Raw genomic sequence first — 16,188 nt, 5'->3', positions numbered from 1 at the left:
AGCGCGGTCTCACGCCGGTCGCTGCGCAGGAATTGCGGCGGGGCGCGGACCGCCGGATCCTGGTCGATGGTGTCGTGCGGGCGACGCGCGTCCCCGCAAAGTGTTGTGTTGCGTGATGAGGTCCATGATGGGAATGTTTGATCGTCTGTTGCAACCGGCCTTGTCGTCGGCGCCCCGTGGTCCTCGGCTGCTTGGCGCGCCGGGTTCTCCGACCGTGGCGTTGCTCCTCGTGCTTGCCGCCGTGCCAGGCCTGGCGCATGCTGCCGAGGGCGAGATCCGGATCGGCAATACGACGCCCTACAGCGGGCCGGCGGCCGCCTACGGCAGCGTGAGCAAGGTCATCTCCGCCTATTTCCAGAAGGTGAATGACGAGGGCGGGATCAGGGGCCGCAAGATCACCTACATCTCCTATGACGACGGCTATAATCCGCAGAAGACGGTGGAGCTGACACGACGGCTGGTGGAGGAAGACAAGGTCGACGTCATCTTTGCGAGCGTTGGAACAGCGACCAGCGCGGCGGTGCGGCCTTATCTCAACGCGAACAAGATACCGCAATTGTTCGTCGGCTCCGGCGCCTCGATCTGGGATCAGCCTCGCGACTATCCTTGGACCATGGGAGCGCAACCCAGCTACCAGATTGAAGCTCATATTCACGCGCAATATCTGCTCGAGCAACATGCCGGTGGCACGCGCATCGGTGTGCTTTATCAAGACGACGAGTTCGGCAAGGACTATCTGAAGGGTTTGAAGGACGGGCTCGGCGGCAAGCTGCCGATCGTCGCGGAAGCGGCTTACGCGGTCACCGATGCCGACATCAATCAGCAGATCGCGAAGCTGAAGACCGCCGGAGCCAACATCCTGGTCGACGTCAGCACCCCGAAATTCACGGTGCTCGCGATCCGCCGCCTCGCCGAGCTCGGCTGGAGACCCGAGCACATCATCCCCACGGTTTCGGATTCGGTTGCCACCGTGCTGCAGCCTGCAGGCCTGCAGAACGCGGAAGGACTGCTTTCCGCCACCATCCTGTACGAGGGCGGTGTGCAGGGCGGCGATCCCGGCTTCGCCGAGTGGTCCGCGTTCATGGATCGCTACGCGCCTGCAATCAGCAAGAACAACAGCTTGGGAATCGTGGGCTACGCGCTTGCCAACCTGATGGTTGCGGTCCTGCGCAATTGCGGCGACGACTTCTCTCGCGACAACATCATGAGGCAGGCGCGTTCCTTGAAGGGGACGCCAATTCCCATGTTGATTCCCGGGATCGTCGCCAATACCAGCGCCAGCGACCACGCGCCGATCGAGCAGATGCAGATGAAGCGTTTCGTCGATGGCCATTGGGAACGGTTCGGGCCGGTGCGCAGCGGAATCGACCCGGGTGCGGTCAGCGATTCCTTCAAGGCGATCTTCCGCTATGCGTCGGCCAAGCGGGACCTCGCGAGCCAGCTCAACGCCAATACAGTGAGCCTGATGACGGGCTCGTATGGCAGCACCTATTCCCAGATGGGCGCCGACGTCGCCTCGGTCCTCAATGACGGCATCAACCTGCGGGTCATGCCGGTCCTCGGCAGCGGCTCGGTTCAGGCGGTGGCCGACATCCTCATGCTCAAGGGCGTCGACGTGGGAATCGTGCGCAAGGACACGCTGTCCTATCTCGAACGCAAGGACTTCGCGAGCAACATCCGCAATCAGCTCGTCTACGTCACCAAGATGTTCAACGAGGAAATGCATGTTCTGGCACCGCGATCGATCCGCACCATGCGGGAGCTCGACGGCAAGACCGTTGCGGTCGACCTGCCGGACGGCAGCACCTTCGTGACCGCGATCAACGTGTTCGAGCGGCTCGAGATCAAGCCGCATCTGCTCTATATCGAGCCACGCATCGCGCTCGAAATGTTGCGCAAGGGGGAGATCGACGCGATGATTGCGGTCGACGGCAAGCCGGTGCCCTGGCTCAGCCAGATCACGGATGCCAATCTGCATCTCGTCCCGGTCGGCTACGACAAGACCTTGCGCGAGGATTACCTTCCATCCAAGCTCACCGCGGACGACTACCCCAACCTGATCTCCAATTCCGAGTCGGTGGAAACGATCGCAGCAGAGGCAATCCTGGCGTCGTATAATTGGCAGCCGGGAAGCGACCGCGATCGCCGGCTGTCGCTGCTGGTCGAGTCGCTGTTCTCGCGCATGTCGCAGCTGCAGCGGCCTCCCTTCCATCCGAAATGGCAGGAGATGGCGCCGCGCGCGCCGGTCGCCGGCTGGACCAGGTTCCGGGCCGCGCAGGAATGGCTCGATGGGACGACACGGATTCCGGCGGCCACTACGGCCACCGTTAAACCGTCGAAGCCGGTCGCGGCCGCCGCACCGTCCCCGCGCATTCCTGTCACGGCAAAGCCGGCGGCCGCAACGCCGCCGGACCAGGCGCGCCAGACCGAGTTGTATCGCCGCTTTCTCGAGTGGAATGCGACGCGTCGCTAGATGATTAGCGCCGCGTCCAGTTCGGATTGCTCTCGGCCTCGCTCTTGGCGGCCTCGGTGAGCTCGGCCGAAATGGCCGCGGTCTGCTGCGGCGTGCCCCAGCTCGGCGCGTCGCTGCCGTCGCCCCATTTCTTCGGCCGGTAGAAGGTGTGAACGCCGAACTTGTACATGCGCTTCATCTCGGCGACCCAGGACGGCCGCACCCAATAGGCATGATAGTGGGTCGACTTGCCCACCTCCGGCAGCCAGATCAGCCCGTCCAGCATGGCCTTCGCGATCTTCTTGGCGCGATCCCACATCTCGGGCTCGCGGATCACATCCGGATTGTTGTCGCAGGCGAAGGTGAACTGGCAGGCGAAGTGGCGGTATTTGTTCTGGTAGACGACGCCGCACACCGTCGTCGGATAATAGCCGGAGAACGCCCGGTTCAGCACGACCTGCGCCACGGCCATCTGGCCGCGCACCGCCTCGCCGCGGGATTCGAAATAGATCGCTTCGGCAAGGCACTTCTCGGACTTGAAGCGCGCCTTCTCGTCCGTGAGGCTCAACCGTTCGGCCGGAGTCCTGTCGCGCTGATTGTCGGTGTTGACCTCGCCTTTCGGCGCGATGCTCTCGCCGGCCTTGGCGGCATCGTCGGCCGGATGTGACAGCACCGCCATCGGCTTGAGGTCCGGATCCGGCATCACGATCAGCGGCGCCTCGCCCGGCAGCCATGTCTCCATGGTTCCGGCGGCAACGCCCAACGACGACGTGCCGAAATAGAGATTGGACGTCTTGATGTTGAGGCCGTCATAGCTGACGGCGCCATCTGCCAGAATTTGGTCGGCTGCAGGCTTCAGCTCGCCCGATGGCTGGATCTCGGACTTCGCCGCGTCGTACTGCACGAGCGGCGGCGCGCTCAGCGCCTCCTGCAATTCGGGATCGAGTGCAGAACGCTGCGGGAGTGGCGCCTGCGCCGGCGCTTCCGTCGTCTTGGCGCCGAACACCGAGGAATTCGAATCCGGTTGCGTCGATGGCGTGGGTGCGGGCTCGGAGGGCGCAGGCTCGACGGGCGCGGCCGATTCGGTCGGCTGCGCCGACGGCGTCGGGGGGCGCACGACGAGACGATCGCCCTTCAGCGTGCGATCGACCTTGGGGAAGTCGGAGGCCTGATAGCGTGGCGGAACCTGCAGCGCCGGATTGCGCGGCGTCGATCCGGTGATGTCGAGATCGCGCCCATCGAGGCTTGCGAGGCGGATGCTCACCGCCTGCGGCGCCGAGGTTCCGATCGGACGACCGAAACTATAGGTGGCGAGCTGAATGGAGGCCGCAGCCGAGAACACACGCTTCTGCCAGCGTTCGGCGACGCCCGGCTGGCGGGCGAGCAGAGAAGCGATGTCTTGATACCCGGTCTCTGTCGGCATCAGAGCGAAGACGCAGAGACCGAGTCCGAAGGACGCAAATCGCGCGCCCTTCGGATCGGGACGCAGAACTAACATCGATACGCTCAACGCAACGCTTACTGGATCGACCGAACAACAGTGCTTCCGTGCAATTCGATCTTCTCTCTTCGTATCGGGTTTAGGTTGCCGAGGAGTTAATCCGCGTTGCAATTGTGAAACAGGCAAGCGGGGAAGTTGCAGAGCGCCGAGCGATCGAGATGCTTGGTAAACAGCGCACCGACGAGAACGGGTGAACATTCAGTCAACAGATGCGGTGAATGAAAATCATCTGCACATCATGAGGCGGAGTGTTCCATCGGCCTGTGACGTTCGCTCTCTCCACTCGTCATTCCGGAGCGCCCCCGGAATGACGGCGGTGGTGGAGAAGAAGTGCACCTTGCGTCACGTGCGCGCCGCATCGCGACGAACCCTCACCAATGAAAAAGGCCGGCAACATGTGCCGGCCTTCATCAGGATTAGATCGATCGCAGCAGGATCAGGCCTGGCTCGCGATCTCCTTGCCGAGCGCGGATTGCGCGGCGGCGAGGCGCGCGATCGGCACGCGGTAGGGCGAGCACGACACGTAGTTCATGCCGACCTTGTGGCAGAACGCGACCGAGGCGGGATCGCCGCCATGCTCGCCGCAGATGCCGACCTTGAGGTTGGGTCGCGTGGCGCGGCCGCGCTCGACGCCGATCTTGACCAGTTCGCCGACGCCCTCGCGGTCGATCGAGATGAACGGATCGATCTCGAGAATGCCCTTGGCGACGTAGGCGCCGAGGAAGCTGCCGGCGTCGTCGCGGCTGATGCCGTAGGTCGTCTGCGTCAGGTCGTTGGTGCCGAACGAGAAGAACTCGGCGGCCTCCGCGATCTGGCCGGCCATCAGCGCAGCGCGCGGCAGCTCGATCATGGTGCCGACCTGGTACTCCAGCTTGGCGCCGGTCTCGCGGATCACGGCCTGCGCCATCGCGTCGATGCGCGCCTTGACCAGGTCGAACTCCGCCTTGGTGGCGATCAGCGGCACCATGACCTCGAGGCCGACGGCCTCGCCGGTGCGCTTCTCGGCCTCGACCGCCGCCTCGAAGATCGCGCGCGCCTGCATCTCGGCGATCTCCGGATAGGCGATGGCGAGACGACAGCCGCGGAAGCCGAGCATCGGGTTGAACTCCGACAGCTCGCGGGCGCGGTCGGCCAGGCGCCGCGGATCGGTGTTCATCGCGCGGGCGACTTCCTCGACCTCGGCCTGGGTGTGCGGCAGGAACTCGTGCAGCGGCGGATCGAGCAGGCGGATCGTGACCGGCAGGCCCTTCATGATCTCGAACAGCTCGACGAAGTCGGCGCGCTGCATCGGCAGCAGCTTGGCGAGCGCGGCGCGACGCTCCTGCTCATCCTCGGAGAGAATCATCTCGCGCACCGTGCGGATGCGCGTCTCCTCGAAGAACATGTGCTCGGTGCGGCACAGGCCGATGCCCTCGGCGCCGAACTTGATCGCGGTGCGCGCATCCTCCGGCGTGTCGGCATTGACGCGCACGCCGGTCTCACGCACGGCATCCGCCCAGCCCATCAGGGTGCCGAACTCGCCGGACAGCTCCGGCTCGATCATCGGCATGCGGCCGGCCAGCACCTGGCCAACGGAGCCGTCGATGGTGATGACGTCGCCGGTCTTGAAGGTGCGGGAGCCGATGCTCATCGTGCCGCGGCCGTAATCGACGCGGATGGTGCCGCAGCCGGACACGCAGGGCTTGCCCATGCCGCGCGCGACGACGGCGGCGTGCGAGGTCATGCCGCCGCGGGTGGTGAGGATGCCCTCGGCGGCGTGCATGCCGTGGATGTCCTCCGGCGAGGTCTCGATGCGGACCAGGATCACCTTGCGACCGTCGGCCTGCAGCTTGGTGGCCTCGTCCGAGGAGAACACGATCTCGCCGGATGCCGCGCCCGGCGAGGCCGGCAGGCCGGTGGCGACCACGTCGCGCTTGGCGGAGGGATCGATGGTCGGATGCAGGAGCTGATCGAGCGAGGCCGGATCGACGCGGAGCACGGCGTCACTCTGCGAGATCAGGCCCTCATTTGCGAGCTCGACCGCGATGCGCAGCGCCGCCTTGGCGGTGCGCTTGCCGCTGCGGGTCTGCAGCATCCACAGCTTGCCGCGCTCGACCGTGAACTCCATGTCCTGCATGTCACGGTAGTGCTTCTCGAGCAGCGTGTAGATGCGGGTCAGCTCGTGGAAGGCGTCGGGCATCGCGACTTCCATCGACGGCCTGTCCGAGCCGGACTCCCGACGCGCGTCCTCGGTGATGTCCTGCGGGGTGCGGATGCCGGCGACGACGTCCTCGCCCTGCGCGTTGATCAGGAACTCGCCGTAGAGCTTGCTCTCGCCGGTCGAGGGATTGCGCGTGAAGGCGACGCCGGTGGCCGAGGTGTCGCCCATGTTGCCGAACACCATGGCCTGGACGTTGACGGCGGTGCCCCAGGATTCCGGAATGTCATGCAGCTTGCGATAGGTCACCGCGCGCGTGTTCATCCAGGATGAGAAGACGGCGCCGATCGCGCCCCACAACTGGTCGTGCGGGTCCTGCGGGAAGTCCTTGCCGGTCTCGTGCGCGACCGCGTCCTTGTACTTGCCGACCAGCATCTCCCAGTCCTCGGAGCTCAGGTCGGTGTCGAGCTGATAGCCCTGGGTGTCCTTGAAGCTGTCGAGGATGTCCTCGAAATGATGGTGCTCGAAGCCGAGCACGACATCCGAATACATCGTGATGAAGCGGCGATAGCTGTCGAAGGCGAAGCGGCGATCGCCGGACAGCTGTGCCAGCGCTTCCACCGTCTGGTCGTTGAGACCGAGATTGAGCACGGTGTCCATCATGCCCGGCATCGAGGCGCGGGCGCCGGAGCGCACCGAGACCAGCAGCGGGTTCTCCGGATCGCCGAACTTCTTGCCGGTCAATTTGCCGATGTAGTCGAGCGCCTTGTCGACCTGCGACTGCAGCTCTTTCGGATAGGTCTTGTCGTTGGCGTAGAAGTAGGTGCAGACCGAGGTCGGAATGGTGAAGCCCGGAGGCACCGGCAGGCCGAGATTGGCCATCTCGGCCAGATTGGCGCCCTTGCCGCCGAGCAGGTCGCGCAGGCCGGCTTTGCCTTCGGCCTTGCCGTCACCGAAGGTGTAGACCCACTTGTTCGGCTTGATCGCGGTGACCGCGCTCTTGGCCGGGGCCTTCGCAGCCGACGCCTTCACAGCCTTGGCGACCGGCTTGGCAGCCGTCTTGGCCGGCTTCTTCGGAGCGGTTTTCACTGGCGCTTTCGGTGCCGACCTGGGCGCGACCTTGGCCGGGGCCTTGGCGACGGGCTTCGACGCCGTCTTGAGCGCCTTGCGCGGTGGAGCGAGTGCTGCGGTCTTGGCCTTGCCCGGCTTGGAAGGCTTTGATTTCGCTGTAACTTTCTTAGACTTCGCTACCGCTTTGGCCATGAGGTGCTTCGATCCGCAAATGGGAGGAGAAATCGCGCGCCTTACACCACTTTGGGCGCCGCGGCGCAAGCTCGGGGGTTCCCGACCTTGGGACTAGAACCTGGGGACTAGAAGTGGAGCCACTTCAGCAGGCCCATGCCGATCAGGCCGTTCAGGATGAGGAAGATCGCGACGATCAGGTTCAGCAGGCGCGGCATGATCAGGATCAGGACGCCGGCGATCACGGACATGATCGGCGAGATATGGGCAACGGTCAGGGTCATCGACAAGCTCTGAATGATTGAAGGACGAGGCTGGGGCGATTCGATTTGGCCGGACTTTATCCTGGCCCATCGTGGCGGAATAGGAGACGCACGGCACGAGTTCCGGTTCCCCCACCGCTGAATCTGCCGCAAAAATGCCGCCGGTTCCACGTGGCCCCGCGCGGAACGATGACCTGTTGCCGGCATTGGGAAGCAGGTGCCGGCACGCGCCGGTCTCTCTCAGCGATCAACAGCTCAGGAGTCCCGTCCCATGCGAACCCATCTCACCCTTGCTGCCCTCGTGGCCGCACTCGTGATACCGGCGGCCGCACAGGCGCAATCCTACACGACGGGCGTCGGGCGCAGCGTCGTGGTCGAGGAGGACGCTCCAGTCATCACGGTCGAGCGACGGCCGGAGTTTCGCGAATATGTCGTGCGCGAGCGTGTTCCCAACTATGTGATCCCCGATCGCGTCGTTGTTGGCACCGTGCTGCCAGAGTCCGGTGTTACATATTACGACGTTCCGCAGCGCTTCGGTGCGACACCTTATCGCTACACCGTGGTCAACGGCGAAACTGTCCTAGTCGAACCGCGATCGCGGCGGATCATTCAGGTCGTTGAATAGTTATAGAGCTGCATTTGGTCGCCAACGCCCCCGCAAGCGGCCAGATGTAAAAGGCCCTGCCCGGTTCCCCCCGCCGGGTAGGGCTAATTTTTATTGGCGCGTAACTTGTAGGATGGGCAAAGCGGCCGCCGAAGGCGGCAGCGTGCCCACCATTCGGCAGCAACTCCGCTGCGAGACGGTGGGCACGGCGCCATTGCGATCGGGGGACGTGGGGATAGCACGGCAGCGCCTTTGCCCACCCTACGTTGCTATAGGGCGATCAGCCCTCGATCTTTGAGAAGTCGGCCACCGTACGCGTCGCGCTGCGGATTTCGTTCAACAGCTTGAGCCGGTTCTCGCGGATATCAGCGTCGTCGTCGTTGACCTTCACCTTGTCGAAGAAGGCATCGACCGCCGGCCGCAGCTTCGCCATCGCGTGCATCGCGGCGGCAAAGTCCTCCTTGGCGACGGCAGCGCCGGCGTCCGCCGCGACCTCGCCGATCGCCTTCGCCAGCGCCTTCTCCTCGTCGAGCTTGTAGAGTGCAGCGTCCGGCGCGCCATCGAACTTGCGCTTGTCCTTCTTCTCCTCGATCGCGAGGATGTTGCTGGCGCGCTTGGTGCCCGCGAGCAGGTTCTTGCCGTCGTCGGTCTCGAGGAATTTGCCGAGCGCCTCGACGCGGCGCACGACCATCAAGAGATCATCCTGGCCGCCGAGCGCGAACACCGCGTCGACGAGATCATGCCGCGCGCCCTGCTCGCGCAGTTGCACCTTGAGGCGGTCGGCGAAGAAGGAGAGCAAACCATGTGAGCGATCAAGTAGCACAGGGAAAAAGCCCGGATTCTCGATCGCAAGCTTGCGAGTCCATTCCGAAAAAAACGTTTCTCCCTTCGAGAGATCAGAGCCTTTAGTCCAGTCGTCAACAAGTCGGCCAATGACGTCGCCAGGAATCCTGCCATCGTTGGAATACAGGCTTTGATACACGTCTCTCACCAGTTGTCCCATCCACGATAGGAGCCGATCAGACAATTTGATGCGAATTTCATTTTCCAGAATTATCCTGATCACACCCAACGCCGCGCGGCGCAACGCATACGGGTCCTTCGAGCCCGTCGGCTTTTCGTCGATAGCCCAAAAGCCGACCAGCGTGTCGAGCTTGTCGGCAAGCGCCACGGCGACACTCACCGGATCCGTCGGCACGCGATCACCCGGCCCCTGCGGCTTGTAGTGCTCCTCGCAGGCGGCGGCGACGGACGCATCCTCGCCCTGGGCTAGCGCGTAGTACTTGCCCATCAGGCCCTGCACTTCCGGAAACTCGCCGACCACTTCGGTCAACAGGTCGGCCTTGGCGAGCTTCGCGGCGCGCGCGGTCTTCGCCGCATCCGCGCCGACCAGCGGCGCGATCTCGGCAGCAAGCGTCTCGATGCGGGCGATGCGCGCCGCCTGGGTGCCGAGCTTCTCGTGGAACACGATCTGCTCGAACTTCGGCAGCCGGTCCTCGAGCTTCGTCTTCAGGTCCGTCTCGTAGAAGAACTTCGCGTCCGACAGCCGGGCGCGGATGACGCGCTCGTTGCCGGCGATGATGGTCTTGCCGCCGTCGGTCGCCTCGATGTTCGCGGTCAGGATGAACTTTGGCGCCAGCCCGCCGGTCTTGGGATCGCGCACCACGAAGCATTTCTGGTTGTTGCGGATGGTGGCGCGGATCACCTCGCCGGGGACCTTCAGATACTCCGGATCGAACGAGCCCATCAGCACCACCGGCCATTCGACCAGGCCCGCGACTTCGTCGAGCAGCACGGGGTCCTCGACCAGCTCGAACCCTTGCGCAAACGCAAGCTGCTTGGCGTCGGTGACGATGGTGTCCTTGCGGCGGTCAGGATCGAGCACGACCTTGGCGTCGAGCAGCTTGGCCTCATAGTCCTCGAAACGCCTCACCGAGATTGGCGCGGGCGCCATGAAGCGATGGCCGTAGGTGGTCTGTCCCGCCTCGATGCCGTCGACGGCGAAGCCGATGACGTCCGGCTCCTCGGTCTCAAGGCCGAACGTGGCGGTGATCGTATGCAGCGGCCGCACCCAGTTCAACGCGCCGGGCCTTTCCGAGCGCTTGCCCCAGCGCATCGATTTCGGCCAGGGGAACGTTCTGATGATCACCGGCAGCATCTCGGCGAGCACGTCGAGCGTGGCGCGGCCGGGCTTCTCGATCAGGGCGACGTAGAAGTCGCCCTTCTTCGGATCGCGCTGGATCGTCGCCTCCTCGATCGAGGACAGTCCGGTGGCCTTGAGAAACCCCTGGATCGCCGCATCGGCGCCGCCGACGCGCGGGCCCTTCCGCTCCTCCTTGAGATCAGCCTGTCGCGCTGGGATGCCGTGCACGGTCAGCGCCAGCCGCCGCGGCGTCGCGAACGCCTTGGCGCCCTCATAGACGAGGCCCTCGGCGACCAGCTTGTCGGTGACCATGCGGCGCAGATCCTCCGCCGCCTTGGCCTGCATGCGCGCAGGGATTTCTTCGGAGAACAGTTCGAGAAGGAGGTCGGGCATGTCTCAAGTCTCTCTGCACGAAGAACCACGCTCCCCTGGAGGGGGAGGGTCGCCTGCCGTAGGCAGGTGGGGCGAGGTGACCGCGATCTCCGTGTGAATGGCTTCGAGCACCGCCTCAGTCCTGGTCATAACGTCGTTGTTCCAAAATCGCAAAACGCGATAGCCTTCCGAGTTGAGCCAGCACGTCCGGGCCTCGTCGCGCTGGCTGTTCGCATCTTCTCCGTGCTGCGACCCATCCACCTCGATGACGAGACGACGGGCCAGACAGGCAAAATCCGCAACATAGGGACCGATGACGACCTGTCGTCTGAAGTGAGTCCCTTCGATGTTGAGGCGACGTAGGTAACGCCACAGTATGTCTTCGGCGGCCGTGGTGTTTTCGCGCAGTCGTTTCGCGGTTCGGCGTTTGAAATCGCTGATCGGCCGTTTGCCCATCTGGCACCTTCACCTCACCCCGCTCGCCCGCTTCGCGTGCGATCGACCCTCCCCCTCCAGGGGAGGGTGGTCATGTCCTGGCGCCCCTCCCGGCCCCAGGGCCACCCTCCCCTGGAGGGGGAGGGTCGATTGCTCATGCGAATGCATGAGCAATCGGGGTGGGGTGACAGTCTATCCATCATCAACAGTGTTCCAGCCGAGAGATCACCCCACCCCGGCACGCATCTCGCTTCGCTCGATCGCGTGCCGACCCTCCCCCTCCAGGGGAGGGTGAAGGGTCAGCCTTCGCGCTCAACCGGCTGACGCCGCCCCCGCCCCGCCCGCCTCCGTATGCAGCCAGGCTTCGCCGCAGGCTTTGGCGAGCTCGCGGACGCGCAGGATGTAGCTCTGGCGCTCGGTGACGGAGATCACGCCGCGCGCATCGAGCAGGTTGAACACGTGGCTGGCCTTGATGCACTGGTCGTAGGCCGGCAGCGCCATCTGATGCTCCCGACGATTGCCATCGCGCCAGCCGGCATCGAGATATTTGCGGCAGGCGCCCTCGGCCATCTTGAACTGCTCGAACAGCATGTCGGTGTCGGCATGCTCGAAATTGTGCCGCGAATATTCCCGCTCGGCCTGCAGGAAGACGTCGCCATAGGTGACCTTGGCGTCGCCGTCGCGGCCGTTGAAGTTGAGGTCGTAGACGCGGTCGACGCCCTGCACGTACATCGCCAGGCGCTCGAGGCCATAGGTGAGCTCGCCGGCGACCGGCGCGCATTCGAAGCCCGCGACCTGCTGGAAATAGGTGAACTGCGACACCTCCATGCCGTCGCACCAGCACTCCCAGCCGAGACCCCAGGCGCCGAGCGTCGGGCTCTCCCAGTCGTCCTCGACGAAGCGGATGTCGTGCACGGCGGCGTCGATGCCGATGGCGCCGAGCGACTTCAGGTACAGCTCCTGAAGGTTCGGCGGCGACGGCTTCATGATCACCTGGAACTGGTAGTAGTGCTGCATCCGGTTCGGATTCTCGCCGTAGCGGCCGTCCTTCGGCCGCCGCGACGGCTGCACATAGGCGGCATTCCACGACTTCGGCCCAAGCGCGCGCAGGGTCGTCGCCGGGTGGAAGGTGCCGGCGCCCATCTCCATGTCGTAGGGCTGCAGGATCACGCAGCCCTGCTCGGCCCAGAACCGCTGCAGGGCCAGGATGAAGCCCTGGAACGAACGTTCGGGGCGCATGTGCGGAGGTAGCGAGTCCATCGTCGGTATCGGTCTTTCGCAGGCGTCGGAAAAGCGCGCGGACCGTATCGGCGGGGACATCAGGAATCAAGGCAATAGGATCTCCGAACGGCGGCGACGTGCCGTCGTTCGAAGATCAGCGGCTCGCGTCAGCCCGGCCGGTAGGCGCCCGTGACGGGATCGCGGCGCAGAGTCTTGATCTCGGCTGTCTGCGCGGCCTCGGCGACGCGCGACAGTCGCGCCTCTTCGAGCTCCCGGTTGATCTTCTGAGCGGCCTTGTAGGCCCAGCGAACCACGGCAAGCCCGCCCAGCATACCCGCGAAAGCAACGAACGGCGGCATTGGTCGATCCTCGTTCATGAACAGAGCCACCCCGATTCCCATTGTCGCCGATCCCGGTTCCCCCCGCAATCAGGATTGCGAGGGGCGAAATGGCGCGGCCTCCAGCTCTAGAACCCGAAACGGGCCCAGATCGCCCGGGTTTCGGCCGCCGAGATCAGCTCCTCGGCCAGCCCCGTCCAGCCGAATCCCAAGCTGCCGGCGCCCGCGGCGCGGCGGCCGAGCAGACCCGACAACAGGCCGGCCGCCGGCGCCACGACAGGCGTTGCGACCTTGTCACCGAAGCGGGTGCGCAGCACCGCGCGCAGGTCGCCGATGGCGTCCGCCAGCCCCAGCGTGACGGCGCTGTCGCCGGCCCAGTACTCGCCGGTGAACAACACATCGTCGGCGCCCTTCAGCCGGGTCGCGCGGCTTTCCTTGACCAGCGAGATGAACAGCGCGTGGATCTCGCGCTGGATCTTCTTCAGCCGCGCCACGTCGTCGGGATTCTCCGGCAGGAACGGATCGAGCATCGCCTTGTGCTCGCCGGCGGTATACAGCCGGCGCTCGATGCCGATCTTCTTGATCAGGTCCTGCAGCCCGAACGAGCCGCCGACCACGCCGATCGAACCGAGGATCGAGGACGGATCGCAGAAGATCTCGTCGCCGGCGCAGGCGATCATGTAGCCGCCGGAGGCCGCGACATCCTCGACGAACACGAGCACCGGCAGCTTCTTCTCCGCGGCGAGCTGGCGGATGCGCAGATAGATCTGGCGCGACTGCACCGGCGAGCCGCCGGGCGAATTGATCACCAGCGCCACGGCCTTGGCGTTGCGCATGGAGAAGGCGCGCTCCAGCACCTTGGCGACGCCCGCAAGCGTCAGCCCCGGCCGCAGCGGCGTCACTGCGCCGATCACGCCGGACAGGCGGACGACCGGCACCACCGGTACGCCGCGCAGCCGCGCCGGAAGCAGCGTCTTCAGGCGATCGAAGAGTCCGGCTGCATCGCTGGGTTGTGTCAAATTGTCCACCATCCTGTTACCTCGGATTAACCACTTTTTATCGCGCCGCTGCCATTCAAAGGGCTGGAACGAGCCTTGCAATCTCCTGGGCAATCGCACGGCGAGCCAAGGTGCAGAGTGCGGCGGAGGAATACATGAAGGTCTACCTGTTGATGCTGCTGATCGGTACTCTATTGACTGCGATCCGTTTCACGACGGTAACCGAACGCCAGTCCGAAGCTCAGACGCAATAACGCCCGACCACGATCAACCGTTCAGGGGGTGCTCAAAGCCAGCGCCCCCTGCCCCGACAGCACACGCACGGCCTCGTCATTCGGCACGCCTGCCGCCTCATTCAGCACCACTCCGGCGAGAATCTGGGTCGGCGCCCGCCCTCCCTTAACGGCCCTGACCAGGATACGGATCGCCGGCTGCCCCGCTTGGCCGTGAACCGGTTGAATCGCGAGACTGCCGAAGCCGCGCGCCAGCGCCGCGACAACCTCGCTCAAACCATCGGCCCGCCAGATCAAGGTCAGCACGCCACCGGATTTCAGCATCCGCCGCGCGGCATGCGTCCAGATCTCCAACGTCGTCGCCGTTGCCATGTGCGCGGTCGCGCGCGCGGCGTCGGGCGAGGCGCGGTGGCGCGCGGCATCGTGGAATGGCGGATTCATCAGCACGACGTCGACACTGTCGGGCCCGAGCCCTGCGGCAGTGAAAGCGGCCGCGGCCGCGGCGACGTCCAGCACCACGACCTCCGCCGGCAAGGCATTGGCGCGTGCGTTGTCGCGCGCGAGGCACGCCAGATCCGGCTCGCGCTCGACCAGCGTCAAGCTGAGACCGCCGACGCGCCGGGCCAAGGCCAGCCCGGCCGTCCCCACGCCGGCACCGAGATCGACCACGCGATCGCCCGAACGCGCGGCCGTCGCCGCCGCCAGCAGGATTGCATCGTGGCCGGCGCGATGGCCCGTCGTGGGCTGCCGCAGCCGCAATTGGCCGCCGAGCACGGCATCCTCGGAAATGTCGACAGCGTCACTCATCAGGGCGCAGTTCATGCGCCAGACCGGCGTCGGTGAGAAGTCGCCGGGCCTGGAGATAGTCGTCCTCATGCACGAGGATCCTGCGCGGCAGGATGCCGAGCGAGCCTTCGATGACGCTCATGTTCTGATCGAGCACGAGGTGATGGATGTCGGCGCCGTCGAGCAGCGCCCCTATCGCCGAAACCAGCACGATATCATTGGTCCGAACCAATTCCTTCAATCGTTATGTCTCCATGCGGGCTTGGGTCAAGAAGGGTTGGGCAAGAAGGCTCGGGTCAAGGTTCCGTGTCTGCCCTTGCCGCCTGCGGCCGCAGTTTCTATTGTCGTTTCGAGCATAGCAAAATCGGAGACCAGAGTGGCGGTTATCGTACCTTTCGAGAGTCCATCGGGAGCCTCCATCGATGGGCTGGTCGCGCTGGTCGCAGCCGACATGGAACGGGTCAACGCTACGATTTTGTCGCGCACCGGCTCGGACGTCACGATGATCCCGGAGGTCGCAAACCACCTGATCTCCTCCGGCGGCAAGCGGCTGCGGCCGATGCTGACGCTGGCGATGGCTCATCTCACCGACTACACCGGCGATGGTCACGTCAAGCTCGCCGCGGCCGTCGAGTTCATGCATACGGCGACGCTGCTCCATGACGACGTGGTTGACGAGAGCGAAATGCGCCGCGGCAAATTGTCGGCGCGCATGCTGTGGGGCAACGAGGCCAGCGTGCTGGTCGGCGACTTCCTGCTCGGCCAGGCGTTCCGCATGATGGTCGAGGTCGGCTCGCTGCGCGCGCTCGACATTCTCTCGGCCGCCGCAGCCACGATTGCCGAAGGCGAGGTGATGCAGCTTGCCGCCGCCAAGAACACCGCAACCACCGAGGACGAATATCTCGCCGTGATCCGCGGCAAGACGGCGGAACTGTTCGCTGCCGCCTGTGAGGTCGGCCCGGTGCTCGCCGACCGTCCCAAGGCCGAGCAGGCCGCATCCCGGTCTTTCGGCATGAATCTCGGCATCGCCTTCCAGCTCGTCGACGACGTGCTCGACTATGGCGGCAAGGCCGCCAAGCTCGGCAAGAATGTCGGCGACGATTTCCGCGAGGGCAAGATCACGCTGCCGGTGGTGCTCGCGTTCCGCCGCGGCAGCGACAGCGAGCGTGCCTTCTGGATCAAGGCGCTGGAGCGCGGCGAGATCAGCGATCACGATCTCGACCATGCGATCGGGCTGATGAACAAGCACCGTGCCCTGGAGGACACGATCAGCCGCGCGCATCACTACGGCGCCATGGCCGTCGACGCGCTGGCGCTGTTCCCGGCGTCACCGATGAAGGCGGCGCTGGAGCAGGTGGTGGCGTTCTGCCTGGCGCGATCGCATTAGTTCGTCCGTCTGCCGAGAGACCGTCACCCAAGCAAGTTCTGTAGGGTGGGCAAAGGCGCCCTGCCCAGCTGATGCG

13 protein-coding genes are annotated in these 16,188 nt (G+C 65.0%); 3 read left to right on the top strand and 10 right to left on the bottom strand.

The annotated features are described in order from the left end of the window. Nucleotides 1-127: 127 nt before the first annotated feature. Nucleotides 128-2,473, top strand: a complete 2,346-nt coding sequence (locus QX039_RS07745) for an ABC transporter substrate-binding protein (protein WP_315739969.1) — start codon at nt 128-130, stop codon at nt 2,471-2,473. A gap of 4 nt (nt 2,474-2,477) precedes the next feature. On the opposite strand, the gene QX039_RS07740 is transcribed toward QX039_RS07745, so the two are convergent. From QX039_RS07740 to QX039_RS07730, 3 genes are all read right to left on the bottom strand, one after another. Then, nucleotides 2,478-3,950 (bottom strand): cell wall hydrolase, encoded by a 1,473-nt coding sequence (locus QX039_RS07740; protein ID WP_315773949.1) that lies wholly within the window; start codon nt 3,948-3,950, stop codon nt 2,478-2,480. A gap of 439 nt (nt 3,951-4,389) precedes the next feature. Further along, the gene (ppdK, locus tag QX039_RS07735; RefSeq protein ID WP_315773951.1) at nt 4,390-7,353 is read right to left on the bottom strand and encodes a pyruvate, phosphate dikinase; all 2,964 of its coding nucleotides are present in this window, start codon (nt 7,351-7,353) and stop codon (nt 4,390-4,392) included. A 107-nt stretch (nt 7,354-7,460) separates the two neighbouring features. Next, nucleotides 7,461-7,616 (bottom strand): DUF3096 domain-containing protein, encoded by a 156-nt coding sequence (locus QX039_RS07730; protein WP_012042558.1) that lies wholly within the window; start codon nt 7,614-7,616, stop codon nt 7,461-7,463. 250 nt (nt 7,617-7,866) lie between these two features. Here QX039_RS07730 and QX039_RS07725 point away from each other — a divergent pair, with 250 nt between their 5' ends. Continuing rightward, a complete protein-coding gene (locus QX039_RS07725; RefSeq protein ID WP_315717233.1) occupies nt 7,867-8,220 on the top strand; it encodes a DUF1236 domain-containing protein in 354 nt (117 codons plus the stop codon). 259 nt (nt 8,221-8,479) lie between these two features. On the opposite strand, the gene glyS is transcribed toward QX039_RS07725, so the two are convergent. From glyS to QX039_RS07690, 7 genes are all read right to left on the bottom strand, one after another. After that, the gene (glyS, locus tag QX039_RS07720) at nt 8,480-10,735 is read right to left on the bottom strand and encodes a glycine--tRNA ligase subunit beta (protein WP_315773953.1); all 2,256 of its coding nucleotides are present in this window, start codon (nt 10,733-10,735) and stop codon (nt 8,480-8,482) included. Between the two features lie 3 nt (nt 10,736-10,738). Further along, a complete protein-coding gene (locus tag QX039_RS07715) occupies nt 10,739-11,170 on the bottom strand; it encodes an endonuclease domain-containing protein (RefSeq protein WP_315773954.1) in 432 nt (143 codons plus the stop codon). A 291-nt stretch (nt 11,171-11,461) separates the two neighbouring features. Next, nucleotides 11,462-12,409 (bottom strand): glycine--tRNA ligase subunit alpha, encoded by a 948-nt coding sequence (locus tag QX039_RS07710; RefSeq protein ID WP_315773955.1) that lies wholly within the window; start codon nt 12,407-12,409, stop codon nt 11,462-11,464. Between the two features lie 128 nt (nt 12,410-12,537). Continuing rightward, a complete protein-coding gene (locus tag QX039_RS07705) occupies nt 12,538-12,729 on the bottom strand; it encodes a hypothetical protein (protein ID WP_315739963.1) in 192 nt (63 codons plus the stop codon). Between the two features lie 107 nt (nt 12,730-12,836). Continuing rightward, nucleotides 12,837-13,739, bottom strand: coding sequence for a S49 family peptidase (locus QX039_RS07700; RefSeq protein WP_315773957.1), 903 nt, complete (start codon nt 13,737-13,739; stop codon nt 12,837-12,839). A gap of 242 nt (nt 13,740-13,981) precedes the next feature. Then, nucleotides 13,982-14,746 carry a tRNA1(Val) (adenine(37)-N6)-methyltransferase gene (locus tag QX039_RS07695; protein ID WP_315773959.1) on the bottom strand — a complete coding sequence of 255 codons (765 nt, stop codon included), beginning with the start codon at nt 14,744-14,746 and terminating at the stop codon, nt 13,982-13,984. Then, nucleotides 14,739-14,966, bottom strand: a complete 228-nt coding sequence (locus tag QX039_RS07690) for a DUF2007 domain-containing protein (RefSeq protein ID WP_315773961.1) — start codon at nt 14,964-14,966, stop codon at nt 14,739-14,741. Before QX039_RS07690 ends, QX039_RS07695 begins: the two co-directional genes overlap by 8 nt. 135 nt (nt 14,967-15,101) lie before the next feature. On the opposite strand from QX039_RS07690, the gene QX039_RS07685 reads away from it, so the two are divergent. After that, nucleotides 15,102-16,112, top strand: a complete 1,011-nt coding sequence (locus tag QX039_RS07685; protein ID WP_315739959.1) for a polyprenyl synthetase family protein — start codon at nt 15,102-15,104, stop codon at nt 16,110-16,112. The last annotated feature ends 76 nt before the right edge of the window (nt 16,113-16,188 follow it).

The organism is Bradyrhizobium sp. SZCCHNR1043 (assembly GCF_032489675.1).
Classification (GTDB): Bacteria; Pseudomonadota; Alphaproteobacteria; order Rhizobiales; family Xanthobacteraceae; genus Bradyrhizobium.
This window is presented reverse-complemented; position numbering and strand designations above follow the sequence as displayed.